Genomic DNA, 25,711 nt, shown 5'->3' on the forward strand with positions numbered 1-25,711 from the left:
AGAATGGCTTCAACTCCCGGTTCGGCGGTGGGGTTTTCCCTACCTCGTCCCCGCGACCAGCTCCTCCGCCGCCGTGTACGGGTCCATGTCGCCCGCTGCCACGCGTTTCGCCAGGTCGTCGAGGACTTCGTGCCCCTTGCCCGCGAAGGAGGACCGGACCGACTCCAGTGCGATCGCCTCGAGCTCGGCGCGAGCGCGACCGAGGCGCCGCCGCTCCAGCGCGCCGTGCTCGACCAGCCACCGGTGGTGGGCGTCCAGCGCGTCGGCGACGTCGCCGATTCCCTCCATCTTGGACGCGACGCTGCGGACGATCGGCTGGCGCCAAGACGCCCCGCCGATCCCCCTGCGTGCCATGGCGACCATGTTCTTCAGGTCGCGCACGGTCGCGTCGGCGCCGTCGCGGTCGGCCTTGTTCACCACGAAGACGTCCGCGATCTCCAGGATGCCCGCCTTGGCGGCCTGGATGCCGTCGCCCATCCCCGGCGCCAGCAGGACGACCGTGGTGTCGGCGAGCGAAACGACATCCACTTCGGACTGTCCAACCCCGACCGTTTCGACCAGTACGACGTCGAAACCCGCCGCGTCGAGGACCCGGAGGGCCTGCGGCGTCGCCCACGACAGGCCGCCGAGGTGCCCCCTGGTGGCCATCGAGCGGATGAAGACGCCCGGGTCGGTGGCGTGCTCCTGCATCCGGATCCGGTCGCCGAGCAGCGCGCCGCCGGAGAACGGCGACGACGGGTCGATGGCGAGCACGCCGACCCGCTCGCCCCGCTCGCGCAGGGACGTGACCAGCGCTGACGTGGACGTCGACTTGCCGACACCGGGCGGGCCGGTCAGGCCGACGACCCTGGCGTGGCCGGTGAAGGGCGCCAGCGCCGCGGCCACCTCGCGAAGCTGCGGGCTGGCGTCCTCGACGAGCGAGATCAGCCTGGCGATCGCGCGCGGCTGGCCTTCCCGCGCGCGACCGACCAGATCGGCTACATCACTGCTGGGGGACACGGATGATCAGCGCGTCGCCCTGGCCACCACCACCGCACAGCGCCGCCGCACCGACACCGCCGCCGCGGCGCTTGAGCTCCAGCGCGAGGTGCAGCGCGAGCCGGGCACCGGACATGCCGATCGGGTGGCCGAGCGCGATCGCGCCGCCGTTGACGTTGACCTTGTCCTCGCCGATGCCGAGCTGGTCGGCCGAGACGAGGCCGACCGCGGCGAACGCCTCGTTGATCTCGACCAGGTCGAGGTCGGCCGGGTTGAGGTTCTCCTTGGCCAGCGCGGCTTTGATCGCGTTGGACGGCTGCTCGTGCAGGCTGGCGTCCGGCCCGGCGACCACGCCGTGCGCGCCGATCTCGGCCAGCCAGGTCAGGCCGAGCTCCTCGGCCTTGGCCTTGCTCATCACGACGACCGCCGCTGCGCCGTCGGAGATCGGCGACGCCGAGCCCGCGGTGATCGTGCCGTCGCTGGCGAACGCCGGTCGCAGCTTGGCCAGCGTGTCGGGCGTGGTGTCGCCGCGCACGCCCTCGTCGGTGTCGACGACGACCGGGTCGCCCTTGCGCTGCGGCACCGACACCGGAACGATTTCGTCGGCGTACAGGCCGTTCTTCTGCGCCGCCGCGGCCCGCTGGTGCGACCGCGCCGCGAACTCGTCCTGCTGGGCGCGGGTGATGCCGTAGCGCGAGTTGTACTTCTCCGTCGACGCGCCCATCGCGACCTGGTCGAAGGCGCAGAACAGGCCGTCGTGCGCCATGTGGTCGAGCATGGTGACGTCGCCGTACTTGAAGCCGCCGCGCGACTTGGGCAGCAGGTGCGGCGCCTGCGTCATCGACTCCTGGCCGCCCGCGACGATGATGTCGAACTCGCCCGCCCTGATCAGCTGGTCGGCCAGCGCGATCGCGTCGAGGCCGGACAGGCAGACCTTGTTGACGGTCAGCGCGGGCACGCTCATCGGGATGCCCGCGGCGACGGCGGCCTGCCGGGCGGGGATCTGGCCCGCGCCCGCGGTCAGCACCTGACCCATGATCACGTACTGCACCTGCTCGGGCTTCACCCCGGCGCGCTCGAGCGCGCCCTTGATCGCGAACCCGCCGAGCTGCGTGCCGGAGAAGTCCTTGAGCTGCCCGAGCAGTCGTCCCATCGGGGTACGTGCTCCAGCGACGATGACGGAACCGGACACAACTGCCTCCATGCGAAAGTTGCGAGCGCTCGTTAACCTGACGATACCCATCGGTATAGCCGCGCACCGGTTCCGAATGGCACGTGGTGTCGTGCAGAACACAGAAACGTCGCGCGCGTGCCTGTTGTAGTGCTTACTCTCGTTGTCATGCCCGAAGACACCGGAGCCAAGGTCACCGCGATCGATCACGTCGGCATCGCGGTCACCGACCTCGACGAGGCCATCGAGTTCTACCAGCAGACGTTTGGGCTGGTACTGACAGTGACCGAGGTCAACGAAGAACAAGGCGTGCGCGAGGCGATGCTGCGCGCCCCCGGCGACGACGGGACCGGCACGGCGATCCAGTTGCTGGCGCCGCTGACCCCCGACTCGACCATCGGCAAGTTCATCGCCAAGCGCGGCCCCGGCCTGCAGCAGCTGGCGTACCGCGTCGAGGACATCGACAAGGCGTCCGACGCAATCCGCGACAAGGGCATGAGCCTGATCTTCGACAAGCCGGGGCACGGCACGGAGAACAGCCGCACCCAGTTCGTGCACCCCAAGTCCGCGGGCGGCGTGCTCGTCGAACTGGTCGAACCAGCGGCCACCCGAAACGAAAGCTGAATCGGTCCGGGTGGCCCAGGTCTCAGATTTGTGGTGATCTGCGGTTACCCGTGGGTAACCTCCGGGAATTCGCGACGTTGGAGGTCAGGCGTGGAAAAGATCCGTGACGCCATTCTGTCGGGTGACTTGGCCGCGATCGGCGGTCTCGACGTGCCGGATCACTATCGGGCCGTCACCGTGCACGCGGACGAAGTGGAAATGTTCAAGGGCCTGGAAACCCCGGACAAGGATCCACGCAAGTCCCTGCACGTCGAGAGCGTCGCAACCCCGGAACTCGGCCCAGGCGAGGCACTGGTCGCGGTGATGGCATCGGCGATCAACTACAACACGGTGTGGACGTCGATCTTCGAACCGCTGGACACCTTCGGCTTCCTGCGCAGGTACGGCAAGACCTCGGAGCTGGCCAAGCGGCACGACCTGCCGTACCACATCGTGGGCTCCGACCTGGCTGGCGTGGTGCTGCGCACCGGGCCGGGCGTGGGAGCGTGGAAGCCGGGCGACCAGGTCGTGGCGCACTGCCTGTCGGTGGAGCTGGAGCACCCGGACGGGCACAACGACACGATGCTGGACCCCGAGCAGCGGATCTGGGGATTCGAGACGAACTTCGGCGGCCTCGCGGAGGTCGCGCTGGTCAAGTCGAACCAGCTGATGCCGAAACCGGCGCACCTGACCTGGGAGGAAGCGGCATCGCCCGGCCTGGTGAACTCGACGGCGTACCGGCAGCTGGTGTCGACCAACGGCGCGGCGATGAAGCAGGGCGACACGGTGCTGATCTGGGGAGCGTCGGGTGGGCTCGGCTCGTACGCGACGCAGTTCGCCCTCAACGGCGGCGCGACCCCGGTGTGCGTGGTGTCGAGCCCGGCGAAAGCCGAGATCTGCCGCCGGATGGGCGCGGAACTGATCATCGACAGGTCGGCGGAGGGCTTCAAGTTCTGGAAGGACGAGAACACCCAGGACGTGAAGGAATGGAAACGGTTCGGCGCGCGAATCCGTGAACTCACGGGCGGGGAGGACCCGGACATCGTGTTCGAACACCCGGGCAGGGAAACGTTCGGCGCGAGTGTTTACGTGACGAAGCGCGGCGGGAAGATCGTGACCTGCGCGTCGACGTCCGGCTTCATGCACCAATACGACAACCGGTACCTGTGGATGCACCTGAAGAGCATCATCGGGTCGCATTTCGCGAACTACCGGGAAGCGTCGGAAGCCAACCGCCTGATCGCCAAGGGCAAGATCCACCCGACGCTGTCGAAGGTCTACCCGCTGGAGGAGACCGGCCAGGCCACGTACGACGTGCACCGCAACGCCCACCAGGGCAAGGTCGGTGTGCTGTGCCTGTCACCGAGCGAGGGCCTCGGCGTGACCAACCCGGAACTCCGCGCCAAGCACATCGACGCGATCAACAACTTCCGCGGCGCCTGAAAACCCCTCGTGAGGGTTTTGGCCGGTTGAAAGAACCGGCCGAAACACTCACGAGGTTCTGGTGCCCGCGCCTGTAGGGTGTCACGACTGGCGTCGTAATCTCACGCGAGATGTCGTACGCATGTCGCATAAGACAAGATCGTGAGACCATCCCGACTCAAGTGCTGTTCGGCCGTTCGTGTGGCGGCTGGGCCCGGCGACGTCGGTCCGGGCAGCTGGGGTGATCGGAAGTCACCGGTGAGCGGCGGGCGCAGGCCTATGTCTCCAGCGGCGAGATCCTACAGCTGCTGCAGGGTGGTCTCGACACTGACTTCGTCTTCTCACGGACCACTTGGCCGTCTGGGTGGTTATCGCCAACACACCGAGGTGGACCTCTACCTGACTGCCGGCTCACCTGACTGTCGCCGGTAGCTGATACGGCCGACCGTGAACTCGGGACGACCGCCGTCGAAGGCGACGCCGTTGAAGAAGACGTGACCGTGGCCCGGTCGCGTCGAATCCGTTACGACGCTTGGCTTCCACACGCCGCCCTGGTGCCACGCCGTGCCGTCGTCGGAGCGCACGAGCTGGACCGGTGGCGTCCACTGTGGATTGTCGAGGCCCGCGGTGGCCGACCACCAGAGTCCGTCGCTCGGTTGTAGCGGGCGGTGCGCCGGGTGCCGGGCGGTCACCCGGTGGTAGCCGCCGCCCACGGCCGGTGTGACGGCGGCGTCGAACTCGCCGGTGGCGAGGTCGAGCCGTCGGTGCCGCCAGCCGGTGAGACCGTCGCGGCTCTCGGCGTAGCCGATGACGGCGTCGTCGGTGGCGGTAAGCCCGGCGGCGTAGAAGATCCTCCACAGTCCGCCAGCGTGGACGACGTTGGGTTCCAGCACGGTCGAGCGCTCCCAGGGCAGGACGGCGGTGAACACCGGTTCGGGCCTGCGGTGCCAGCGCCCGTCCATCCACTGGAGACAGCCGATGCGGTACGGGCCGTACAGCGTCTGTTTCGGTGTGCTGGCGTAGTAGATGCGCCGCACGCCGCGGGCCCGCACGTGGACCGGGCAGTGGTAACCGGTGGCGTCCCACGCGTCCGGCGGCGGAACGGGGGCCAACGGTGCGGCGACGGTGGGGTCGCCGGGGAAGGTGTCGATCATCCAGCCGGGACTGTCGGGCGCCGCGCCGCGGGGCAGCCGCGCCGAGTACAGGCCGATCACGGGAGAGTCGGCCGTCGTCGCGCCCAGCACCATCCACCAGCGGTGATCCTGTCTGGTCACCGATACGTCGGCGACCGTGTCGAGATCGCGTAGGTGGTCGAGGCCGATCCGGCCGGCCCCGCCGAGCACGGCGGTCTTGCCGGTCACCACCACTGCCCGTTCACCCGCCGCCGCGGACGCGGAGCCCATGGCGAGCCCCACGCCGAGTGCGACTCCGCCGGTGAGCAGAGTTCGGCGGCTGAGATCCTGTCCGTATGGTCCCTGCACCGTTGTTCCCCTCAGAAGTTTCGATGAGTGAAATATACACTCATCGAACTAACTTGGGGGGTATCCGATGAGCGACCTCGTCCAGGACCTGCTGACGGCCCAGCAGCGACTGGCCGGGCGCAGCGTGCGGTACAACGAGGCTGTCGCGCGGCGACTGGGTGTGACGCCCACCGACGTCAAGTGCCTTGGCCTGCTGATCCAGCGCCCGCATACGCCGGGCGAGCTGGCGGCCGAGCTGGAGCTGACCGCGAGCGCGGTCACCGCCGTGGTCGACCGACTGGAGCGCGCCGGGTACGTCCGCCGCGAGCGCTCCACCGTCGACCGCAGGCAGGTCGCCGTCCACGCCGTGGCGGAGCAGGCACAGCGGGCGATCGAGCTGCACGTTCCGCTGTACGAGCGGCTCGCCGAGGTCGTGCGGACCTACGACGAGCAGCAGCTCGCCACGCTGCTGGACTACATCGAGCGGTGCGCTGACACCTTCGGCGATGAGGCTGACAGGCTCGCCACCTGAGGAGTTACCGGCGCCGCAACGGGTCTAAACCTACAGCGCCCGAGGTCAGCGCCTCGGCGATGAAGTCGACTTCCCTGTCGATCATCGGCGTGTCCTCGGGGTGCCGGGCGACCGAGTGGCGGTAGCTCACGGCCAGGGCGAGCAGACCGGCCGCACTGTCCACATCGGCCAGAACGACGGTGCCCGCGCCCGCGGCGATGATCACGGCCTTCACCTGGCGCACGATCGTCTGGAACCGCGCCTGCAGCGCCTCGCGGACGTCCTTGTGGGTGTCGGCTTCGCGCCAGAGCAGGTGGGACAGCAGTCGCGAGTCCGCCAGTCTCGCGTCCAGTTCCCGCACGAGCTTGCGCAGGCTGGCCGCGACGTCGCCGGGGACGACGACGTGGCTCGGATCTATGTGCTCGTCCGGCAGTCGTTTCACCAACGCCGTCAGCAGGTCGGACTTGCGCCGGAAGTAGTAGTGCACGAGGCCTTTCGGCACCTTCGCCAATTCGGCTATGCGGGACGTCGGGGTCGCGTCGAACCCCGTCTCGGCGAACAGCTTCTCCGCGGCGGTGAGGATTCTCTCCCGCGCCGAGGGATCGTCACCCGACTTGACCACTGGCAACAACCCCTTCATGCGGAATGCGCACCGGCATCACATCAAGACCGGCGCGCAGTCCGCAACAGGATCTCAGTGCTGACCTGCCATCCCGCGGTGGGCGGTGTTGGCCGCGGGCAAGGCCGCGAGGCCGACGACGAGGGTCAGGGCGCCGATGATGAACGAACTCCACATCGCGCCTGTCATGTCGGTGAAGCCCATCACCCACGGCGAGATGAAGAGCAGCACCCCGAGCACGACCTGCACGTACTCGCCGTAGACGACGCCGGGCATCGCCAACGAGAACAGACCGTCGAGTGCGATCAGCGCACCCAGCACGATCATGGTCCACATCACAGTGTTCGTCGTGTCCAGCCATAGCGGCGAAAGCACCGCGACCAGGCCGAGCACCACCTCCGCCCAGTCCTGCCACCGGGTCCACGCCCGCACCGGGGTTGACGTGTCGCTCATGACGATCACCTCCGTCAAGGAGAAAGGTCCTACGTCTTCATGGTGCGCTTGGTTGGCCGCCCGGTCAAGTATCCGGCGGGATACGGGGACTGGCATTGCCACAACCTCACTCGCGGTAGGTTGGGTGCATGGCTCTTGGCGAGGAGCGTGAGCTCGTACCCCTTGGCGCAGGTTTCGACTATGCGAAGCGCGGCTACAACCGTGCCCAAGTCGACGAGCACCTTGAACGGGTCGACCGGGACATGCGCCTGCTCGCCGCCGACCGAGACGCCGCGGTCTCCCAAGCCGCGGATCTGGCGCGCCAGCTGGAGATCGCCCGGTCCGAGATCGACGACATGCGCGGCCAGATCGAGCGGCTGTCGCTGCCGCCGACCACGCTGGAAGGCCTGAGCGAGCGCCTGCAGCGGATGCTGCGCCTGGCGCAGGACGAGGCGACCGAGACCAAGGCACGCGCCGAAGCCGAGGCAGGGCACATCCGCGCCAAGGCCGAGACGGACGCCAACGCGCTGCGCGCCCGTTACGAGGAAATGCTGCGCGGCCTGGACACCCGGCGCGCGGAGATGGAGTCCGAGCACCGCGAAGTGCTGGCCAAGGCCCGCGCGGAAGCCGAGGACATCACCAAGAAGGGCCAGGAGGAACGCGCCCGCCTCGACAAGGAGTCCGAGCAGCGACGGGCCCAGGTCGAAGAGGACTTCGACATCGCCATGGCCTCCCGCCGCACCGAGTCGATGCGCGCACTGGCAGAGCAGGAGGCGTCCAGCAAGGCCGACGCCGAACGCCGGGTCAGGGAAGCGACGGAGGAATCCAACCGCCGCAGGCACGACGCGATCACGGAGTCCAAAGCGCGGCTGCAGGAAGCCAGTGAGGAAGCCCACCGCCGCGTCCGCGAGGCGACCGAAGAGGCCAACCGCCGCATCAGCCACGCCGCCCAGCGCGTCGCGGCCCTCCGCCAACTGCGCACCCGCGTGGCCAACCAGCTCCGCCAAGCCCGCAGCCTGATCCAGGACGCCGACGTCGTGCTGGAGAACGCGACCCCGGTACTCGACCCGCTGCCGGAGGAACGACCGGCCGACGAGTCGCCGACGAAGGCGTTCAAACCCCTCTCCCAGACCGAGGCAGCAGGTGGCCCGCCGAAGGAGCACTGGGAGCCCGCGGAGCCGGAAGAGAACAACGCCGCCCCGACGGACTCCGCCAAGCCAGTTGCCCCAGTCGCCCAACCCGTCAAGAAAGCCCACCCATAGCAGCGAGGGCTAACCCGCAGGGGTGGAGAAGACAAACGCCTCGTTCAAAGCCCCGGGCAACGCGCAAACCCCACCAGCCCGCGCAAGCGCAGACGGCTCGCGCGCAAGCGCAGAAGAGGGCTTCGGGGGTGTCTCCTGCCCAGAGGTCTGCTCCCGGCGAGGGACCGTCTTGAAAGACCACCCTCAACCGCAACAACCACCACCACAGCAACCACCGCCACCGCCACCGCCGACAGGAGCGGAAGCCCCGGCGAGCCCAGCCATCGTAAGCAGCTTCACAGTGTCCGTATGCCCAGAAGGACAAGCGGCCGGAGCGCTCGACTCACTCATCGGCCGGTTGATCTCGAACGTGTCAGCGCAGTCACGGCACTTGAACTCATAGGTCGGCACGCCTCGAAATATAGTTCTTGCCCGTGCCCCGACGGAACCGGATCAAGCGCGAGGAACCACGGCTGAGTGGCTCCGCGTCCTTGCAGCGCAGCGAGTCGGGGCCGGACGGTGAGTGGCACGTCCGCAACGTCTCCGGCACCGCCACCACCAAGACCTACCGTTGCCCCGGTTGTGATCACGAGATCCGGCCCGGCACACCGCACGTCGTCACGTGGCCCGCGGACGACTACGGCAGCGTGGAGGAGCGCAGGCACTGGCATCGTGCCTGTTGGGACGCGCGGCTGCGGCGCAGGCCGACTAGGCGCGCCTGAGCACCGACGGCTTGAGCCTGTTGAAGCCCCGCACCGACACCGGTCGGCGCCAGCGGATCGTGTACGCGGGATCCTCTGCCAGTGCCGAGGACATCTCGCTGTCGATCAGCACCGCACCGGGGTGGCAGATCGATGTCAGCCTCGCCGCGATGTTCACCGTCGAGCCGTAGACGTCGCCGTAACGGCTGAGCACCCGGCCGTACGCCAGCCCCGCTCGCAACGACGGCAGCAACGGGTCCGCTTCCGCCTGTTCGACCAGGGTCAGCGCGATTTCCGCTGCTGTCTGCGGCGTGTCCGCGACGAACAGCACCTCGTCACCGAGCATTTTCACCACGCGGCCGTGGTGCTCGGCTATCGACTGGGTCACGGTCGTCTCGAACTGCTCCAGGACCGAGATCAGCTCGTCCTCGCTCGACCTGCGGGTCAGGTTCGTGTAGCCGACCATGTCCGCGAAGCCGACCGCCTGGCTGCCTTCTTCCAGGCTTTCGTCCGGCGCCGCGAGCGCGCGGCCGGAGTACGCCGCGAGCTGCCGCCGCCAGGTGTAGTTGTGCAGCCATTCCAGGTCGGGGATCAGCTGGTCGACGAACCGGGCGAAGGCGCGCTCGTCGGCGAGCATCGCCGGGTCCTGCGCGACGAGTTCCTGCAGGACGCGGGTCTCCATCTCGGCCACGCGGGACATGTGCTGGCCGAAGACCCTGGCGATCGAGTTCTGCACCGCGTCGTCGTAGACGCCGAGGTCCGCGAGTTCCTGGACCATCCGCAGCGCCTGGACGTCGTTCTCGGTGAACACGACCTCGTCGTCGGCGACGCTCGCGAACCCCAGCGACTGCCACAGCGCCGTCGCGCGCTCCAGCGGCACGCCTGCCTTCTCGGCGACTTCGTGCCGCGTGTACTTGCGGCGGCCACCGAGCAGGACGCGCTCGATGCGGGACGGGAGCGACTCGCTCACGTCGTGTGCACGATGAGCACGTCGACCCTGGACTTGCGGGCGACGTCCGACGGGACCGACCCGAGGATCCGGCCTGCCAGGGTGTTCAGCCCCCGGTTGCCGACCACGAGCAGGTCCGCCGACCGCTCCTTGACCAGCTTGGTCAGCACCGGTACCGGCTCGCCCTGCACCACGACCGTCTCCACCTTGGTCGCGCCCGCCTTGGCCGCGCGCTCGTACGCGGTCCGGACGGTGTCCTCGGCCGGTGCTGAGCCGACGACCTGGTAAGCGACGTCGCTGCCGAGCTTGTCCTGTACCCGCTCGATGTCTTTTTGGTTCTGGGGTTCGTACGCGCACGCGATGACCAACGTCGCGTCTGTGGACGCGGCCACTGCGGCGGCCTTGTCGACCGCGCGGTACGACGAGTCCGAACCGTCCGTGCCGACCACGATGGTCTGGTAGGCAGCCATGGGAGCCCTCCTCCTCGGCGATCTACTCCGGGTAACTTACCCTGGCGTAGCTCCGCCTCGCACGGCGTCCCCTGCTCGACACCAGAAAATGTCAGAAATCCACAAAAATGGCGTGCCGATCTTTCTTTCTCGATACTGAGGCGTAGTTCACGGATTTTCCACCGATACGCGGGGCATCGTGGTTACCCGACAGTAAGGTCCCGGCCTTGGAGGTTTCCGGTGAGTCGTGAGTTCAGGCGAGTCGGCGTGGTCGGTCTCGGTATCCAGGGTGCCGGGGTCGCGGAGGTGTTCGCGCGTGCCGGGCTCGCGGTGGTCGGCGTGGAGGTCGACGAGCGCAGCCTCGAGCACGGCCGCGGCCTCGTGGAGAACTCGACCGAACGCGCCGTCGCGGGCGGCAAGCTGAGCGAGGACGAGCGCACCGCGCTGCTCGGCCGGATCAGCTACACGAGTGATCTCGCCGACGTGTCCGAATGCGACATCGTGATCGAGGCCGTCACCGAACAGCTCGAGCTCAAGGCGAAGGTGTTCGGCGAGCTCGACCGGATCACCCGGCCGGAGACCATCCTCGCCACCAACACCTCCTCCCTGTCGGTCACCGAGATCAGTGTCCACACCGGACGACCGGAACGCGTGGTCGGCACCCACTTCTTCAACCCGGCACCGGTGCTCAAGCTGGTCGAGGTGGTCCGCACGGTCGTCACCGAGCCGGACGTGCTCACCGACGTGGTCGGTCTGATCGAACGGGTCGGCAACACCGCGTTGGTGATCGGCGACCGCGCCGGTTTCCTGTCCAACTCGCTGCTGTTCAGCTACCTCAACCACGCGGTGCTGATGTACGAGCAGCGTTACGCCACCCGCGAGGACCTGGACGCGGCGATGCGCTTCGGCTGCGGCTACCCGATGGGCCCGCTGGCGCTGCTCGACCTGATCGGGCTGGACATCGCCTCCGAGATCCTCGACACGATGTACAAGCAGTCCCGTGACCGGCTGCACGCGCCCGCGCCGCTGCTCAAGCAGATGATCACCGCCGGGCAGCTCGGCCGGAAGAGCGGCAAGGGTTTCTACACCTACGAGGAGCCGGGATCGCCCGTGGTCGTGCAGGACGCGAAGACGCCTGCCAAACCCGGTGAGGACAGCGTGAGCCCACGCGACATCGCGCGTGTCGGCGTGGTCGGCACCGGCACCATGGCCACCGGCATCGTCGAGGTGTTCGCCAAGAAGGGCTTCGACGTCGTACTGCGCGCCCGCAGCGAGGACAAGGCGAACGCGGCCGTCGCCAAGGTTCGCAAGTCCCTGGATCGGGCCGTGTCCAAGGGCAGGCTGTCGGAGACCGACCGGGACGCCACGATCGCGAGGATCCTGCCCGCGGTCGACTTCGAGCAGCTGGCCGACTGCGACCTGGTGATCGAGGCCGTCGCCGAGGAGCTCGTGGTCAAGCGCGCGGTGTTCAGCGCGTTGGACGAGGTGTGCAAGCCAGGCGCCGTGCTGGCGACGACCACGTCCTCGCTGCCGGTGATCGAGTGCGCCGCCGCGACCTCACGGCCAGGTGACGTGGTGGGCCTGCACTTCTTCAACCCGGCACAGGTGATGAAGCTCGTCGAGGTGGTCGACACGATCGCGACGAGCGCGGACGTCGTCGCGACCGCGCACGCCATCTGCGAGAAGGTCGGCAAGCACCCGGTGCACTGCGGCGACCGGGCCGGGTTCATCGTGAACGCGCTGCTGTTCCCGTACCTCAACGACGCGGTGAAACTGGTCGAGGCGCACTACGCCCCGGCCGAGGAGGTCGACGAGGCGATGAAGACCGCGTGCGGCCTGCCGATGGGCCCGTTCGAACTGCTCGACGTGGTCGGGCTGGACGTCTCGCTGGCGATCCAGCGAACGTTGTACAACGAGTTCCGCGAGCCCGGGTTCGCCCCGGCGCCGCTTCTGGAGCACCTGGTCACGGCCGGACGGTTGGGCCGCAAGACCGGCAAGGGCTTCCGCGACTACACCCACTGAAAGAACCTCGTGAGTGTTCAGCCGAGTACTAACCCGGCTGAACACTCACGAGGGCTTACCAGGTCACGGGGAGCTCCGCCGGGTTGAAGCTGACGCCGTCCTCGAGTCCCGGCAACGACTCGAAGGGCACGGCGAGCTGGAGCGTCGGGAACTCGGTCGCCAGCGCGCGGAACGCGACCCCCAGCTCCACCCGGGCCAGTTGCTGGCCGAGGCACTGGTGGATGCCGTGCCCGAAGGCGACGTGGCCGCCTTTGCCCCGGTCGGCCACGATCGAGTCGGGGTCGTCGAACACCTCGCTGTCCCGGTTGGCCGTGTGCAGGGAGAGCGTGACGGTCTCGCCTGCCTTGATCAGCTCACCGTCCACCGTGACGTCTTCGAGCGCCGCTCGCACGGTGAACGGGACGATGCTCATGTACCGCAGCAGTTCCTCGACTGTGTTCTCCGTGTCGTCCCGCATCGCGCCGACCAGGCCGGGTGTCAGCGTCATCGCGAGCGCGCCGACCGTAATCATGTGCAACGTGGTGGCGAGTCCCGCCGACAGCAACACGCCCGCGAGCGTGGCCAGTTCGGTGTCGTCGAGGTCGGTCGTGGTCAGGCCGCTGAGCAGGTCGTCGGTCGGCTCGGCGCGTTTGGCCTGGACAAGCCTTCCCACGTACTCGCCGAACTCGGCCGCCGCCGTTGCCGCCCCGGTCGACGACGGATCCACATTGGACACGAGGATCACGGCGTTGCGCGCGAACTGCTCGCGGTCCTCGTAGGGAACGCCGAGCAGTTCGCAGATCGTCTGTGTCGGAACGGGTTTCGCGAAAGCCTCGACCAGGTCGACAGGCGGCCCCTTGCGTCGCATGGCAGCCAGGTTCTCCGCCACGATCTGCTCGACGCGGTCGGTGAGCTGGCGCATCCGGCGGACGGTGAACTGGCCGGTGAGCAGGCGGCGGTAGCGCGTGTGCTCCGGCGCGTCGAGGCCGGTGAGGTCCCCTGGTGACGCGGGCGGCAACGTGCTCCCGTCCGGCGGCATGCCGATTGGCAGGTCGAGCAGCTCGTACCGCGCACTGAACCGGGGATCGGCGAGCACCGCGCGTACGGTGGCACGGCTCGTGGCCACCCAGCCCGTTTTACCGCTGCCATAGTCCATCCGCGCCAACGGTTCCACGCCGCGCAGCTCCACCGGCGGGTCGAATGGCCGGCCAGCCGGTCGTTTCATCGGCAGTAAGGTCATCACGCACTCCTCCCTGTTGCGTTCACTCCACGATAAATTGACAATGGGGCCGGGGTGGCGGATAAAACACAATCCTTGCACTGGTTCTGAAGCTGAACGCAACGATGTTGCAATGAGAGGGAGGCGTAATGCCTGGCGGAAGGCTGACGCGTGAGGAGCGCGAGCACATCGCCGCCCGGCTCGCCGAGGGGCTCGGGTACGCCGAGATAGCCCGGCAACTGGGCCGCCCGACCTCGACCGTCAGCCGCGAGGTCGCCAGGAACATCGGGCGCAACGGCTACCGGCCCGCCCAGGCGCAGCGGGTGACCAGGCAACGGGCTCGTCGCCCCAAGCTCACCAAGGCGCCAGAAGCCGCTTCGCCCGAAATGTCCGCCAAGGTGACCGACGAACTGGTCGCGGCCATGACGGCGAAAGGCATGCCGTTCATGGCGGCACGGGTCTGCGTATGCCTGCTCATGAGCGACGGCGGCAGTCTCACCGCCGCCGACCTGGTACGGCAGTTGCGGGTCAGCCCGGCCACGATCTCCACCACCATCGGCTACCTCGAGAACCAGGGCATCATCACCCGGGAGCGGGAAGCCCAGGGGCGGCGCGAGCGGTACACCATCGGCGACGACGTCTGGTACCGCACGTGGATGTCCAGCGCACAGCACCACGTCGTCTGGGCCAAAGCCGCCCGCGGCGCCGCCGCCATGCTCGGCGGCACTCCCGCGGGCGACCGGCTGGCCAAGATGGCCCTGTTCTTCGAACACATCGTCGCCTACACGCACGAAGCGGGCGAGCGCTGGCTCGAGCTGATCCGCGAGGACATGGCCGAATAGCCCGTTCGGTTCCCTTTGGCCGCACTCGTCATGCGAACAACCTGGGTCGTGGTTATGTTGACGAAATGCTGTTGGCTGACGCGAATTTCCGACTGGACGCGCAGGCTGTCGACTATGTACTCCTCGGCTTCTACTTCGTGATCGTGCTGGGGATCGGGCTGATGGCCCGGCGGTCGATCTCCAGCAGTCTCGACTTCTTCCTGTCCGGACGCTCGCTGCCCGCGTGGGTCACCGGGTTGGCGTTCGTGTCGGCCAACCTCGGCGCGGTCGAGGTGTTCGGGATGACGGCGAACGGCGCGCAGTTCGGCATCCCGACCGTGCACTACTACTGGATCGGCGCGATCCCCGCGATGGTGTTCCTCGGGATCGTGATGATGCCGTTCTACTACGGCTCGAAGGTCCGCAGCGTGCCCGAGTACCTCAACCGGCGGTTCGGCCCGGCGTCGCACCTGGTCAACGGGATCAGCTTCGCCACGGCGCAGGTGCTGATCTCCGGGATCAACTTGTTCGCGCTCGGCTCGGTGGTCAACGTGCTGCTGGGCTGGCCGCTGTGGCTGTCGATCGTGGTGTCCGCCGCGGTCGTGCTGACGTACACCGCGGTCGGTGGCCTGTCCGCGGCCATCTACAACGAGGTGCTGCAGTTCTTCGTGATCGTCGCGATGCTGGTCCCGCTGACCATCGTCGGCCTGCACCGGGTCGGCGGCTGGGACGGGCTGGTCGACAAGATCGCGGACAAGACCAACGAGCTGAACTCGTGGCCCGGCACGAACCTGACCGGCATCGGCGACGCCACCCTGTCCGTGCTCGGCATCGTGCTCGGGCTCGGCTTCGTGCTGTCGTTCGGGTACTGGACGACGAACTTCGCCGAGGTCCAGCGTGGACTGTCGGCCAAGAGCATGTCCGCGGCCAAACGCACCCCGCTGATCGGCGCCTACCCGAAGATGCTGCTGCCGCTGGTGATCGTCATCCCCGGCATGATCGCCGCGGTGCTCTCCCCCGAGCTGGCATCGGCCAAGGCACAGCTGGCGGCGAACCCGGGCACCGCGACGGACGTGCAGTACAACGACGCGATCAAGCTCCTGATCAGGGACGTGCTGCCCAACGGCATGCTCGGCGTGGCGATCACCGGCCTCGCCGCGTCCTTCATGGCCGGGATGGCCGCGAACGTGAGCGCCTTCAACACCGTGTTCACGTACGACATCTGGCAGACCTACATCAGGAAGAACAGGCCGGACGCGTACTACCTGAAGGTCGGCCGCACGGTCACCGTCGTCGGGGTGCTCGCCGCGATCGGCACGGCGTTCATCGCGGCCGGTTACGAGAACATCATGACGTACCTGCAGACGTTGTTCTCGTTCTTCAACGCGCCGCTGTTCGCCACGTTCATCCTGGGCCTGTTCTGGAAGCGGATGACACCGGCGGCAGGCTGGTCCGGCCTGGTCGCGGGCACCCTGTCCGCGCTCGCGGTGTTCGTGCTGGCCAACTCGGGCGCGGTGACGTGGTTCGGCTCGCCGGACAGCCAGGGCCCGAGCTTCGTCGGCGCCGGGGTCGCGTTCGTGGTGGACATCCTGGTCAGCGTGCTCGTGTCGCTGCGGACACGGCCGAAACCGGACGACCAGCTGACCGGTCTGGTGTGGTCGCTCACGCCACGCGAGAGCCGCAGACACACATCGGACGGCGAGGACAGCGGCTGGTACCGCAAACCGAGCGTGCTCGCCGGTGGTGTCCTCGTGATCACGCTCGTACTGAACATCATCTTCTGGTGAGGAGGACCCCGTGGCGACTAGGGGCAGTCTGTTCGACCTGCGGTGGATCATCGCCCTGCTGTTCGGGGTGTACGGCGTGGTCCTGCTCATCCTCGGGCTCGGCTTCGAGACCGACGAGGACCGGGTCAAGACCGGCGGGTTCAACGTCAACCTGTGGGTCGGCGTGGCCATGCTCGTGTTCACGGTGTTGATGGCGACATGGGCCCTGGTCAGGCCGCTGCGGGTACCTGACGAGTCGAAATGAGGTGTTCCGTGCACACGACGCGGCAGGGGTCGCTACCGTGCACTTGTGTTTCGAAGCGCTCGTGTCTGGACCGCAGCGGTCGTCGTGCTGACCCTCGCCGGGTGTGCCGGCCCGACTGACCTGGGCAAGACCGTCACGAACAGACGGACGGTGAAGGCGACGGGCTCGTTCACGATGGACGGGCTGCGCACCATCGACCCGTGCGCGCTGTACACCCCCGAACTGCTGGCCTCGATCGGCAGGAAGCCGGACCAGGCGCCCAGCCGCAACGGCTACTCCCAGTGCGGGCACAACGTGTCCGAGTACCGGCTGCAGATCAAGCTGGGCGACGACCTGATCGGCGCACCGAAGCAGACCTCGAAGACCCTCGCCGGTCTCGGCGTCTACGAGACGCGCACCGGCAACGTCTGCGTGCAGACCGCGATCCTCGGCCGCGATCCCGAACTCGGCATCATCGGGCAGGTCGGCTCGGACTCGGCCGACCCGTGCCCGGCGGCGACGAAGCTGCTCGAGAGCGTGATGAAGCAGATCGCCGACGGCCAGGCCAAGTACCCGGACACGCCCGGCAGCCTCGTCAGCCAGGACCCGTGCGCGGCGATGCAGGACAAGGACGTCACCCAGATCGTCGGCGAGGGCGCGAAGAAGCAGCCGTCCGACATCCGCTACTGCCGGTTCGTGAGCAAGGCCGCGTACATCGCCGTCCAGTACACGATCGGGCGTGATCCCGCGACCACGACCAAGTCGAACAACCCGACCAAGTACGCGCTGCCGGACAAGAAGGAAGGCTACGTGTACAAGCCGGAGGTGGCGCCGAACAAGTGCCAGGTCGAGTGGGTCCACCGGGCGCTGGAAGCCAACTTCACCGAGAACGTGAGCGTCGCGTTCGAGCCCGTGGGCGACCCGCCCGCCGGGATGGACACGTGCGTCTACGCGAAGGGCGCCGCCGCGGCCGTGGCGACCAAGCTGGCCAAGTCTTGATCTTTCCACTTTCGCGCCGCCCGGGCATCAGGTAGGAAGGCTGATGCCCACCAGCGTCGGGAGGCCTGGAAGTGAAGAAGATCATCAATGACCCGTCGACCGTGGTCGAGGAGTCGTTGCGCGGCCTGGCCGCGGCACACGGCGACATCCTGAAGGTCCGCACCGAGCCCGCGGTGATCTACCGCGCGGACGCGCCCGTCACCGGCAAGGTCGCGGTCATCTCCGGCGGCGGTTCCGGGCACGAACCGCTGCACGGCGGGTTCGTCGGCCTCGGGATGCTCGACGCCGCCGCGCCCGGCCCGGTGTTCACCTCCCCCACGCCCGACCAGGTGCAGGCCGCGGTCGAGCACGTGGACGGCGGCGCGGGCGTGCTGCTGATCGTCAAGAACTACACCGGCGACGTGCTGAACTTCGAGACGGCCGCGGAGTTCGCCTCGGCCGACGGCGTCGACGTGCGCACGGTCGTGATCGACGACGACGTCGCCGTCAAGGACTCCCTGTACACCGCCGGGCGGCGTGGCGTCGGCGGCACGGCGCTGCTGGAGAAGATCGTCGGCGGCGCCGCTGAGGGCGGGTACAACCTGGACGAGTGCGAGGCGCTGGCGCGCCGCGTGATCGCTTCGGTGCGGTCCATGGGCGTCGCGCTCACCGCGTGCACAGTGCCGCACGTCGGCGAGCCCAGCTTCGTGCTGGAGGACGACGAGATCGAGATCGGCATCGGCATCCACGGCGAGCCGGGCAGGCGCCGTGTCCCGCACCAGCCAGCCGACCAACTGGTGCGGACCCTGCTCGATCCGGTACTGGAGGACCTGCCGTTCGCCTCGGGCGACCGTGTCCTGCTGTTCACCAACTCGATGGGCGGCACACCGCTGGTCGAGCTCTACCTGGCGCACGGCATCGCCGAGCGGCTGCTCGCCGAGCGCGGCATCACGGTCGAGCGCAGACTGGTGGGCCCGTACGTGACGAGCCTGGAGATGCAGGGAATGAGCCTCACCGTGCTGAAAGTGGACGACGAGATGCTGCGCTGGTGGGACGCGCCGGTGCGGACCGCGGCGCTGCGGTGGGGTGCCTGATGACGTGCGACGCGACCGGCGTGATCGCCGCCATCCGCTCGGCCGCCGCGGTGGTCGACGAGCACAGGGACGAACTGGTCGACCTGGACCGTGAGATCGGCGACGCCGACCACGGCGAGAACCTCAAGCGCGGCTTCACCGCTGTACTGTCCAAACTGGACAACGCGGGTGACACGCCCGGCGCGGTGCTCAAGGTGGTCGCGAGCACGTTGATCTCGACGGTCGGCGGCGCGGCCGGTCCCCTGTACGGCACGGCGTTCCTGCGTGCCGCGGCGAAGCTCGGGACAACCGGGACCCTCACCCCTGAGTCTGTTGTGGACGCTCTGGACGCGGCGCTGGAAGGCGTTGTGGCACGGGGGAAAGCCGAAGCCGGGGACAAGACGATGGTCGACGCCCTGACACCGGCCGTCGCCGCCGCCCGCGCGGCCTCCGGATCGGTCGCCGACGTGCTCAAGGCCGCGGCCGACGCCGCCGACCAGGGCGCGCAGGACACCGTCCCGCTGGTCGCCCGCAAGGGCCGCGCGTCCTACCTCGGCGAACGCAGCGCCGGGCACATGGACCCCGGCGCGCGGTCGACCGCGTTGCTGCTGCGCGCTTTCGCGGACGCGGCCCAGGGAGCAACGCCGTGATCGGGCTCGTCCTGGTCTCCCACAGCGCTCGACTGGCCGAAGGACTGGCCGAACTGGCCGGTCAGATGGCGCCCGACGTGCGGATCCTGCCCGCGGGTGGCCTCGCCGACGGCACCCTCGGCACGGATTTCGACGCGGTGTCGTCAGCCTTGGACCGTGCCGAAACCGGCGACGGCGTGGTGCTGCTCTACGACCTCGGCAGTGCCAAGATGACCGCCGAACTCGCCGTGGAGATGCTCGGGGACCCGTCGCGCGCCGTCGTCGTCGACGCGCCGTTCGTCGAAGGTGCTGTCGCGGCAGCGGTTGCCGCACAAGGTGGTGACGATCTCGACGCGGTGAGCCGAGCGGCTGTCTCGGCGGGCGCGGTCCATGAGGAGGAGCCGTCCGACGAGGTCCGCGGCGCCGAAACCGATTTCGTGCTGACCAACGAGGCGGGGTTGCACGCCCGGCCCGCCGCACTTCTTGCCCGAACTGTTGCCGAACTCGACGCCGAAGTGACCGTACGATTCGGCGAGAAGTTGGCGAACGGCGCGAGTGTGCTGGCGCTGATGGGGCTGGGCGCACACGGCGGTGACACGGTGTCGGTCTCGGCGACCGGTCCCGACGCCGCCGAAGCCGTTCGCCGTGTCGACGACCTCGTGGCCCGCGGGTTCGACGAGTGAAGGGACGGGAAGCGCTTGACTCGGACACGGTGGGCATTGCTCATCGCGGGGTTGTCCCTGGCGGGGTGCACGAGCCAGGTGGATGGCGAGGCGTTACCCGGTCCCACGTCCGGACCGTCCGAGCAGGCGATCGCCAGTTCGACCGGCCTGATCGGCAACGCGACCACGCTTGACCCGTGCAGCCTCGTCGACCCGGTGGCGTTGTCCCAGTTCGGCACGGCGCAACGGCCGGACCAGGAGGCGTACGACTACTGCTGGCTGAAGTTACCCGTCGACGGGAGCACCGTGGCGGTCCGATTCGGACTGCTGGAGCGGGTGCGCGGGAACCTGGAAGCCAAGGAAGTGGAGCCGGTCGGCCCGTTGCGGATCTTCGAGGAGAACCCGGCGAAGGACCGTTGCGCGCGATACATACTGTTCAGCGACAACGTGTCGCTCATCGCCTCGGCGGACACCGTCGACACCCCCGGCACAACCGTGCCGCAGCTGTGCTCGATCACCGAGAAGACAACGACGACGATCGCCGAGAACCTGATCGCCCGCGAGATCGAACACGTGACGTACCCGCCGTCCTCGCTGGGCTCGTTCGACGCTTGCAACGCCGTGACCGTTTCGCTGGCGCAGGTTCCCACTCTGCCCGCGGGCGAGGTGATCAGCTATCCCGGTCGGCACCAATGTCGCTGGGGCCAGGCGATGGTGCCCTCGCTGACGCTGCGGTTCGTCCTGGGGACACCGTCGACCGCGCCTTCGGTGCGGTACGAAACCATTGCGGGCAAACAAACCAGCGTCTACCCGGTCGACATCCCCGGCCGTACGCTGTGCGTCGCGGAGGTGCGGCACGGTACCGGCCGGGAGATGGCCCAGGTCGTGGTCCGCTTGACCCCCACAAGCCCCGCAACAGCCTGCGCCGCCGCACAAGCCGTCGCCGCCGAGGCGTGGGGCAAACTCCCGGCGTGACTCACGCCGGAACTACCAGGTCCTCACCGTGTGGACAGCCGAGCAACTTCGCCGTCAGCTGTCCACACGTCTCCCAGTGTGCCCTCGATCAACTCTGGGATGTCAGGCGGCGCCCAAGTTCGGCTGCCAGTTCCGGGCCGACCGTCGACGCGATGCGCTGCGCGAGCGCGTCGATCTGCTCGTCGGCCGGCGCGCCGTCCACGTCGCGGACCGCGGCGACCGCGCTCGCCAGCGCCGCGTCCTGCTGGCTGAACTCGCCGCTCATCGCGGCCACCAGCTTGTGGATCTCGGTCAGCAGCACGCTCGTGTCGTTCTTGATCTCCCCGATCCAGTCGCCGACCTGCATGGTCAGGCCGGTGCGGCCGTGTGTCCTGACGTCGTTCCATTCCATCTCGGACTCCAGACCCAAGTCGATGAAGGACTCGTTGATGTCGGTGTTCTCGATGATCCCGGGGACACGGCCCACACTCGTGAACTGGTGGGCGCACCGGTGCGGGGCCCACGCGTTGGGCGGCAAAGCGTGCTGCTGCCCGTTGTTGTTTCCGTAGTTGGCTTCCCAGACGACCGTGCCAGGCACCTTGGCGACGACCTCGGCCGCCCGCATCGCGCGCAGCTCGCTGGTGTTGGCGTACAGCGCGACGCGCGAGACGTGCCTGCGCAGCTCGGACAGGAATGCCACGGAGAAGTCGTGTGCTTCCTGTCCGCCCCATGACACACCGGTGTTCTCGATGTCCAGTGCTGGGACGATTCCGAAGGCTCCCAAGCGGTTCAGCTCGCCGAGGAACACGCGCGCCTGGCGGGGCGGATCACCCTTCTGCGCGAAGTGGTAGCCGCCGACCGGGATCCCGACGGACTTGGCGCCGCCGACGTGCCGGTCACCGCGCACGATCGCCGGGCCGAACCCGTCGGACAGCTTGACCCACACGAACTGCACGCCCGAGTTCCGGACGGCGTTCCAGTCGGTGACCGTCTGGTAGCGGTAGATGTCGATTCCTCTTGCCACTGATCACCCTCCTCATGGCGCGAACATCGAGCAGGGTCGCGCTTGACGAAGTCGGTGGTGATACGGGTAACCGCCATTGTGACAGAACAAACACCCAGGGTGACCGACCAAACGGTTAAAACAGGCGAAACTCGTCGGACTCCATGCCGCGCAGCGCGTCGTAGTCGAGCACCACGCACCGGATGCCGCGGTCCTCGGCCAGTGTCCGGGCCTGCGGCTTGATCTGCTGCGCGGCGAACACGCCCTTCACCGGCGCCAGCAGCGGGTCGCGGTTGAGCAGCTCCAGGTACCTGGTCAGCTGCTCGACGCCGTCGATCTCGCCGCGCCGCTTGATCTCCACCGCGACCGACACGCCGCCCGCGTCACGGCACATGAGGTCGACCGGACCGATCGCGGTGGGGTACTCGCGGCGCACGAGCGTCCACCCGTCGCCGAGGGTGGTGACGTGCTCGGCCAGCAGTTCCTGCAGGTGGGCCTCGACACCGTCCTTGATCAGACCGGGGTCGATGCCGAGTTCGTGCTTGGAGTCGTGCTGGACTTCCTCGATGGTGATGATCAGCTTCTCGCCGCCCTTGTTCTGGACGGTCCAGAGCCCTTCCTCCTCCGTCAACCAGCACGGCGGGCTCATCCAGTTCAACGGCTTGTAGGAACCGCCATCGGAGTGCACGAGCACCGAACCATCCGCCTTGACCATCAGCAACCGCATGGCCATCGGCAGATGCGCGGTCAGCCGTCCGACGTAGTCAACCTGGCACCGAGCTATCACTAGACGCACCGGGGCAGGGTAACGGAGTGTGCAACTTGCGTGTGGCCGCGCCCGACACGATCCCTTCGAGTCACTCGATCGAGGGGAATTCCATGCGTTTCGTCGCCACCGTTGCCACCGTCGCCGCCGCTGTCCTGCTGTTGTCCGCGTGCGATGCGAAACCCGGCACAGTGAGCCAGGGCGCTGCCACTGGGCCGAGCAAGGCCGAGGCACCGGCCAAGAACCCGACGTGGGGCGAGAAGTACACGTGGCCGGACGGTCTGGCTGTCCAGGTCGACGCGCCGAAGGTGTGCAAACCGAGCGACTACGCGATGCCGCAGAACATGAAACGGGCCGTGAAGGTCAAGGTGACGGTCACCAACGGCATGGACAAGCAGTTCGACGCCGGGCAGCTGTCGTTCGGCCTCGACGCGCAGTTCGCCGGTGCGAAGGCCGAGCGGGTCATCGACGTCAGCGGCCCGTGCGACGGCACCGGGCTGGCAGGCGGGACCGTACTGCCCGGTAAGACGTTCACCTTCGAGGAGTCCTTCGCGGTCGGCGCGCAACAGGGTGAGCTGCAGCTGGCCTTCGAACCCACCTACGGCAAGGCGAAGGCGATCTACGTCGGCCCGGCCTGACACGATGTGGGTATGCAGACGCTCGGCACACGGCAGGTGTACGAAAACCCGTGGATGACGGTCCGCGAGGACAGGATCCGCCGCCAGGACGGCTCGGACGGCATCTACGCCGTCATCGACAAGCCGACCTACGCCCTGGTCATCCCCCTCGACGGCGACCGCCTGCACATGGTCGAGCAGTTCCGGTACCCGCTCGGCCTGCGCCGCTGGGAGTTCCCCCAGGGCACGGCACCGGGCATGGCCGACATGCCCCCGGTCGACCTGGCCGCGCGCGAACTGCGTGAGGAAACCGGGCTCCGCGCGGCCACCATGACCGAACTGGGCATGCTGGACGTCGCCCCCGGGCTGTCCAGCCAACGCGGCCACGTCTACCTGGCCACCGACCTCACCGAAGGCCCGCACGAGCGCGAGCACGAGGAACAGGACATGCGGACCGCGTGGGTCGAGCGCAAGGAATTCGAGGCGATGATCCAACGGCAGGACGTCACCGACGCCCAGACGATCGCCGCATACCTGATGCTGCTCATGCACGAGCGCTCCACCTCGTGAGTGTTCATCGGGGTTCTAACCCGGCCAACCACTCACGAGGTTTCAGTCGGGCCACACCGGGGTGCGCTTTTCCAGGAACGCCGCCATCCCCTCCCGGGCGCCGGGTGTCTGCGACGCTGCGGCCATGACCTCCAGCGCGATCGCGTACGCGTCCGCCTCCGGCCGGTCGAGCTGCGCGTAGATCGTCTGCTTGCCGAGGGCTTTCGCCGCCCGGCTGCCCCTGGTCGCCCTGGCCAGCAGGGCGTCAACGGCGGCGTCCAGTTCGGCATCCGGCACGACCTGGTTGACCATGCCCCACTCCAGCGCCACCGCGGCGGGGACCGTGTCGCCGGTCAGGACCATCTCCATCAGGCGTTTGCGGCCGATGCTCCTGGCCACCGGCACTGCGGGGGTGTGGCAGAACCAGCCGCCTTTCCCGCCCGGCAACGCGAAACCCGCCGATTCCGCGGCCACCGCCAGGTCACACGACGCCACGAGCTGACATCCCGCGGCGGTCGCCAATCCGTGCACGCGGGCGATCACGACCTGCGGCACCGACTGGATCGTGTGCATGAGCTCCGTGCACAACGCCAGCAACTCGCGGACACCCAAGTAGTCGCGCGCGGCCACGTCGGCGAAGTCGTGCCCGGCCGAGAAGACCGGGCCCGCGCCCGCGAGCACGATTCCCGTCGCCTCCGACTCCCCGGCGGCCACCACGGCGTCCAGCAGTTCGGACAGGTGGTCCTCGGACAGCGAGTTGCGCCTCGCCGCCCGGTTCATGGTGATCCGGACGGTGTCGGGCTCGGTCTTGACCAGGATGTGCTCGTAGTCGGTCATGCTGTTCCGCCTCCCCGAAATTTTTACGCCTGGTCACCTTGGGCTGACGTGTTCAGTTCGGTGCGTACTTGTGGCTGGGTCGCGTCACGTTCCCCTGAGGCGCCGCTGGGTGCCACGCGGCTGCGTTCGTGCGGGGTGAAACAGGAGCTCATGCTCCGACGCTAGCCCGCTTCGACAGGCTCGCCAACACGGCCAGCCGGTCCTCCGCCTTGATCCGCTGCGTGGTCCGGCGTTCGGGGTGCCTGCGCATGAACAGGTCGGTGAAGTACGTGCCGTAGTGGACGTAGCCGTGCGCGGGTTCGAGCACCGGGCGCAGACCCAGCTCGAACGCGGGCTCGTGGAAATACGACAGGACCAGTTCGCTGCTGGTGTTGACCTGCGCTTCGAGCGGGGTCATCCCGAGGTAGCCGTTGGTCATGAACTCCATGAGCTCACCGGGCGTCGCGGTCAGCGTGCCGTTCTCGACCGTGATCATCAGCAGGCCGTGCGAGCTCAGCTCGTGCGTCCCCGACGGGAGCCGCTGCACGAACGCGTGGTGCCAGCCGTCGTCCGACAGCGCGGCGAGCACCTCGAAATCCGGCAGCCGCAGACCTACCCCGATCAGGTGCATGAGCCGCTCACCGATCCGGCCGAGTTCGTCGGTCAGCAACCGCATCGTGCGCCGGTACTCCGTGCTCGGCCACGGCACCGGGCCGTGACACGGCCACTGCGCGCCCACCCGCACGTCCTCGCGCTGGATGTCCCGGCAGATGGTGAACGTCTCGGCGCCGGCGGCCGTCGAATAACCCGAGTAGCTCAGGTCGCTCAGGCACCTCGACTTCAGGTGCACGGGCTGCTCGAAGTACCGTTTTCCCATGGCGACGGCGTCTTCGAGCTTGCGCGCCTGCCACCGGTCACACGCGATCCGGACCATCCCGTCGGCCAGCCACGCGTTGATCAGCTCGTCGGCCATGCGGAGGTCCGACGCGGTTGCCTCGACGCGATCCGGTAGCCCGAACGTACGAACGTCAGCCACTGCCCTGCCTTCCCGTTCCCTTACCAGGCAAGGGACACACG

Annotated in this window: 29 protein-coding genes; 16 read left to right on the forward strand and 13 right to left on the reverse strand. The window is 68.1% G+C overall.

The features are described from left to right. Nucleotides 1-39 precede the first annotated feature (39 nt). Both meaB and ALI144C_RS13225 read right to left on the reverse strand, forming a co-directional pair. Nucleotides 40-999, reverse strand: a complete 960-nt coding sequence (gene meaB, locus ALI144C_RS13220) for a methylmalonyl Co-A mutase-associated GTPase MeaB (protein ID WP_076987388.1) — start codon at nt 997-999, stop codon at nt 40-42. After that, on the reverse strand, nt 983-2,170 hold the full coding sequence (locus tag ALI144C_RS13225; protein ID WP_076987524.1) for an acetyl-CoA C-acetyltransferase: 1,188 nt from the start codon (nt 2,168-2,170) through the stop codon (nt 983-985). The genes meaB and ALI144C_RS13225 overlap by 17 nt, the downstream gene beginning before the upstream one ends. Nucleotides 2,171-2,317: 147 nt before the next feature. On the opposite strand from ALI144C_RS13225, the gene mce reads away from it, so the two are divergent. Both mce and ccrA read left to right on the forward strand, forming a co-directional pair. Beyond that, entirely contained in the window at nt 2,318-2,773 is a 456-nt protein-coding gene (mce, locus tag ALI144C_RS13230; protein WP_076987389.1) for a methylmalonyl-CoA epimerase, read from the forward strand. A gap of 90 nt (nt 2,774-2,863) precedes the next feature. Next, on the forward strand, nt 2,864-4,195 hold the full coding sequence (gene ccrA / locus ALI144C_RS13235) for a crotonyl-CoA carboxylase/reductase (RefSeq protein ID WP_083752996.1): 1,332 nt from the start codon (nt 2,864-2,866) through the stop codon (nt 4,193-4,195). 374 nt (nt 4,196-4,569) lie between these two features. Here ccrA and ALI144C_RS13240 read toward each other — a convergent pair whose 3' ends face one another. Next, the gene (locus tag ALI144C_RS13240) at nt 4,570-5,655 is read right to left on the reverse strand and encodes a hypothetical protein (protein ID WP_076987390.1); all 1,086 of its coding nucleotides are present in this window, start codon (nt 5,653-5,655) and stop codon (nt 4,570-4,572) included. A 67-nt stretch (nt 5,656-5,722) separates the two neighbouring features. Here ALI144C_RS13240 and ALI144C_RS13245 point away from each other — a divergent pair, with 67 nt between their 5' ends. Next, nucleotides 5,723-6,166 carry a MarR family winged helix-turn-helix transcriptional regulator gene (locus ALI144C_RS13245; protein ID WP_076987391.1) on the forward strand — a complete coding sequence of 148 codons (444 nt, stop codon included), beginning with the start codon at nt 5,723-5,725 and terminating at the stop codon, nt 6,164-6,166. A 4-nt stretch (nt 6,167-6,170) separates the two neighbouring features. Here the strand turns inward: ALI144C_RS13245 and ALI144C_RS13250 are convergent, their stop codons facing one another. Beyond that, a complete protein-coding gene (locus ALI144C_RS13250) occupies nt 6,171-6,785 on the reverse strand; it encodes a TetR/AcrR family transcriptional regulator (protein WP_076987392.1) in 615 nt (204 codons plus the stop codon). Between the two features lie 54 nt (nt 6,786-6,839). Beyond that, nucleotides 6,840-7,217 carry an SPW repeat protein gene (locus tag ALI144C_RS13255; RefSeq protein WP_076987526.1) on the reverse strand — a complete coding sequence of 126 codons (378 nt, stop codon included), beginning with the start codon at nt 7,215-7,217 and terminating at the stop codon, nt 6,840-6,842. Nucleotides 7,218-7,345: 128 nt separating this feature from the next. Here ALI144C_RS13255 and ALI144C_RS13260 point away from each other — a divergent pair, with 128 nt between their 5' ends. Then, nucleotides 7,346-8,458, forward strand: a complete 1,113-nt coding sequence (locus ALI144C_RS13260; RefSeq protein ID WP_237774121.1) for a chromosome segregation protein — start codon at nt 7,346-7,348, stop codon at nt 8,456-8,458. A 183-nt stretch (nt 8,459-8,641) separates the two neighbouring features. Here the strand turns inward: ALI144C_RS13260 and ALI144C_RS13265 are convergent, their stop codons facing one another. Next, nucleotides 8,642-8,848 (reverse strand): FmdB family zinc ribbon protein, encoded by a 207-nt coding sequence (locus tag ALI144C_RS13265; protein ID WP_076987393.1) that lies wholly within the window; start codon nt 8,846-8,848, stop codon nt 8,642-8,644. Nucleotides 8,849-8,871: 23 nt separating this feature from the next. Here ALI144C_RS13265 and ALI144C_RS13270 point away from each other — a divergent pair, with 23 nt between their 5' ends. Continuing rightward, nucleotides 8,872-9,159, forward strand: a complete 288-nt coding sequence (locus tag ALI144C_RS13270; RefSeq protein WP_076987394.1) for a hypothetical protein — start codon at nt 8,872-8,874, stop codon at nt 9,157-9,159. On the opposite strand, the gene ALI144C_RS13275 is transcribed toward ALI144C_RS13270, so the two are convergent. Beyond that, nucleotides 9,146-10,108, reverse strand: coding sequence for an adenylate/guanylate cyclase domain-containing protein (locus ALI144C_RS13275; RefSeq protein ID WP_076987395.1), 963 nt, complete (start codon nt 10,106-10,108; stop codon nt 9,146-9,148). The genes ALI144C_RS13270 and ALI144C_RS13275 overlap by 14 nt on opposite strands. Further along, a complete protein-coding gene (locus ALI144C_RS13280) occupies nt 10,105-10,557 on the reverse strand; it encodes a universal stress protein (RefSeq protein ID WP_076987396.1) in 453 nt (150 codons plus the stop codon). Before ALI144C_RS13280 ends, ALI144C_RS13275 begins: the two co-directional genes overlap by 4 nt. A 219-nt stretch (nt 10,558-10,776) precedes the next feature. On the opposite strand from ALI144C_RS13280, the gene ALI144C_RS13285 reads away from it, so the two are divergent. Further along, nucleotides 10,777-12,558: a 3-hydroxyacyl-CoA dehydrogenase family protein gene (locus ALI144C_RS13285; RefSeq protein WP_076987397.1), complete on the forward strand. Its 1,782-nt coding sequence runs from the start codon at nt 10,777-10,779 to the stop codon at nt 12,556-12,558. A 55-nt stretch (nt 12,559-12,613) separates the two neighbouring features. On the opposite strand, the gene ALI144C_RS13290 is transcribed toward ALI144C_RS13285, so the two are convergent. Beyond that, nucleotides 12,614-13,777, reverse strand: a complete 1,164-nt coding sequence (locus ALI144C_RS13290; RefSeq protein ID WP_076987398.1) for a cytochrome P450 — start codon at nt 13,775-13,777, stop codon at nt 12,614-12,616. A gap of 128 nt (nt 13,778-13,905) precedes the next feature. Between ALI144C_RS13290 and ALI144C_RS13295 the strand changes: the two genes are divergently transcribed. The 8 genes from ALI144C_RS13295 (at nt 13,906) to ALI144C_RS13330 (ending at nt 20,904) form a co-directional block, all read left to right on the forward strand. Beyond that, nucleotides 13,906-14,598 (forward strand): MarR family transcriptional regulator, encoded by a 693-nt coding sequence (locus ALI144C_RS13295; RefSeq protein ID WP_076987399.1) that lies wholly within the window; start codon nt 13,906-13,908, stop codon nt 14,596-14,598. Nucleotides 14,599-14,663: 65 nt separating this feature from the next. Next, on the forward strand, nt 14,664-16,364 hold the full coding sequence (locus tag ALI144C_RS13300) for a sodium:solute symporter family protein (RefSeq protein WP_076987400.1): 1,701 nt from the start codon (nt 14,664-14,666) through the stop codon (nt 16,362-16,364). A 10-nt stretch (nt 16,365-16,374) separates the two neighbouring features. Further along, nucleotides 16,375-16,608: a hypothetical protein gene (locus tag ALI144C_RS13305; protein WP_076987401.1), complete on the forward strand. Its 234-nt coding sequence runs from the start codon at nt 16,375-16,377 to the stop codon at nt 16,606-16,608. A 45-nt stretch (nt 16,609-16,653) separates the two neighbouring features. After that, nucleotides 16,654-17,586, forward strand: a complete 933-nt coding sequence (locus tag ALI144C_RS13310; protein WP_143230623.1) for a hypothetical protein — start codon at nt 16,654-16,656, stop codon at nt 17,584-17,586. 71 nt (nt 17,587-17,657) lie between these two features. Continuing rightward, nucleotides 17,658-18,659 carry a dihydroxyacetone kinase subunit DhaK gene (gene dhaK / locus ALI144C_RS13315; RefSeq protein WP_076987403.1) on the forward strand — a complete coding sequence of 334 codons (1,002 nt, stop codon included), beginning with the start codon at nt 17,658-17,660 and terminating at the stop codon, nt 18,657-18,659. Next, complete coding sequence (gene dhaL / locus ALI144C_RS13320) at nt 18,659-19,288, forward strand: dihydroxyacetone kinase subunit DhaL (protein WP_076987527.1); 630 nt, start codon at nt 18,659-18,661, stop codon at nt 19,286-19,288. The genes dhaK and dhaL overlap by 1 nt, the downstream gene beginning before the upstream one ends. After that, complete coding sequence (gene dhaM, locus ALI144C_RS13325; protein ID WP_076987404.1) at nt 19,285-19,950, forward strand: dihydroxyacetone kinase phosphoryl donor subunit DhaM; 666 nt, start codon at nt 19,285-19,287, stop codon at nt 19,948-19,950. The genes dhaL and dhaM overlap by 4 nt, the downstream gene beginning before the upstream one ends. Nucleotides 19,951-19,965: 15 nt before the next feature. Continuing rightward, complete coding sequence (locus ALI144C_RS13330; protein WP_143230624.1) at nt 19,966-20,904, forward strand: DUF3558 domain-containing protein; 939 nt, start codon at nt 19,966-19,968, stop codon at nt 20,902-20,904. Nucleotides 20,905-20,992: 88 nt separating this feature from the next. Here ALI144C_RS13330 and ALI144C_RS13335 read toward each other — a convergent pair whose 3' ends face one another. Continuing rightward, nucleotides 20,993-21,907, reverse strand: a complete 915-nt coding sequence (locus ALI144C_RS13335; protein ID WP_076987406.1) for a glycoside hydrolase family 25 protein — start codon at nt 21,905-21,907, stop codon at nt 20,993-20,995. Between the two features lie 115 nt (nt 21,908-22,022). Further along, complete coding sequence (nucS, locus tag ALI144C_RS13340; RefSeq protein ID WP_076987407.1) at nt 22,023-22,682, reverse strand: endonuclease NucS; 660 nt, start codon at nt 22,680-22,682, stop codon at nt 22,023-22,025. A gap of 83 nt (nt 22,683-22,765) precedes the next feature. Between nucS and ALI144C_RS13345 the strand changes: the two genes are divergently transcribed. Both ALI144C_RS13345 and ALI144C_RS13350 read left to right on the forward strand, forming a co-directional pair. Further along, the gene (locus tag ALI144C_RS13345) at nt 22,766-23,290 is read left to right on the forward strand and encodes a hypothetical protein (protein ID WP_076987408.1); all 525 of its coding nucleotides are present in this window, start codon (nt 22,766-22,768) and stop codon (nt 23,288-23,290) included. A gap of 12 nt (nt 23,291-23,302) precedes the next feature. After that, complete coding sequence (locus tag ALI144C_RS13350) at nt 23,303-23,839, forward strand: NUDIX domain-containing protein (protein WP_076987409.1); 537 nt, start codon at nt 23,303-23,305, stop codon at nt 23,837-23,839. Nucleotides 23,840-23,881: 42 nt separating this feature from the next. Here the strand turns inward: ALI144C_RS13350 and ALI144C_RS13355 are convergent, their stop codons facing one another. Next, nucleotides 23,882-24,655: an enoyl-CoA hydratase-related protein gene (locus ALI144C_RS13355; RefSeq protein ID WP_076987410.1), complete on the reverse strand. Its 774-nt coding sequence runs from the start codon at nt 24,653-24,655 to the stop codon at nt 23,882-23,884. 148 nt (nt 24,656-24,803) lie between these two features. Next, complete coding sequence (locus tag ALI144C_RS13360) at nt 24,804-25,670, reverse strand: isopenicillin N synthase family oxygenase (protein ID WP_143230625.1); 867 nt, start codon at nt 25,668-25,670, stop codon at nt 24,804-24,806. Between the last annotated feature and the right edge of the window lie 41 nt (nt 25,671-25,711).

The sequence above is a fragment of the Actinosynnema sp. ALI-1.44 genome (genome assembly GCF_001984155.1).
Lineage (GTDB): Bacteria > Actinomycetota > Actinomycetes > Mycobacteriales > Pseudonocardiaceae > Kibdelosporangium.

Coding starts and splice junctions, on each gene's coding strand:
- mce (WP_076987389.1), top strand. CDS start 2,318: ATGCCCGAAGACACCGGAGCCAAGGTCACCGCGATCGATCACGTCGGC.
- ALI144C_RS13245 (WP_076987391.1), top strand. CDS start 5,723: ATGAGCGACCTCGTCCAGGACCTGCTGACGGCCCAGCAGCGACTGGCC.
- ALI144C_RS13250 (WP_076987392.1), bottom strand. CDS start 6,785: ATGAAGGGGTTGTTGCCAGTGGTCAAGTCGGGTGACGATCCCTCGGCG.
- ALI144C_RS13255 (WP_076987526.1), bottom strand. CDS start 7,217: ATGAGCGACACGTCAACCCCGGTGCGGGCGTGGACCCGGTGGCAGGAC.
- ALI144C_RS13260 (WP_237774121.1), top strand. CDS start 7,346: ATGGCTCTTGGCGAGGAGCGTGAGCTCGTACCCCTTGGCGCAGGTTTC.
- ALI144C_RS13280 (WP_076987396.1), bottom strand. CDS start 10,557: ATGGCTGCCTACCAGACCATCGTGGTCGGCACGGACGGTTCGGACTCG.
- ALI144C_RS13290 (WP_076987398.1), bottom strand. CDS start 13,777: ATGACCTTACTGCCGATGAAACGACCGGCTGGCCGGCCATTCGACCCG.
- ALI144C_RS13295 (WP_076987399.1), top strand. CDS start 13,906: ATGCCTGGCGGAAGGCTGACGCGTGAGGAGCGCGAGCACATCGCCGCC.
- ALI144C_RS13300 (WP_076987400.1), top strand. CDS start 14,664: ATGCTGTTGGCTGACGCGAATTTCCGACTGGACGCGCAGGCTGTCGAC.
- dhaL (WP_076987527.1), top strand. CDS start 18,659: ATGACGTGCGACGCGACCGGCGTGATCGCCGCCATCCGCTCGGCCGCC.
- ALI144C_RS13345 (WP_076987408.1), top strand. CDS start 22,766: ATGCGTTTCGTCGCCACCGTTGCCACCGTCGCCGCCGCTGTCCTGCTG.
- ALI144C_RS13350 (WP_076987409.1), top strand. CDS start 23,303: ATGCAGACGCTCGGCACACGGCAGGTGTACGAAAACCCGTGGATGACG.
- ALI144C_RS13355 (WP_076987410.1), bottom strand. CDS start 24,655: ATGACCGACTACGAGCACATCCTGGTCAAGACCGAGCCCGACACCGTC.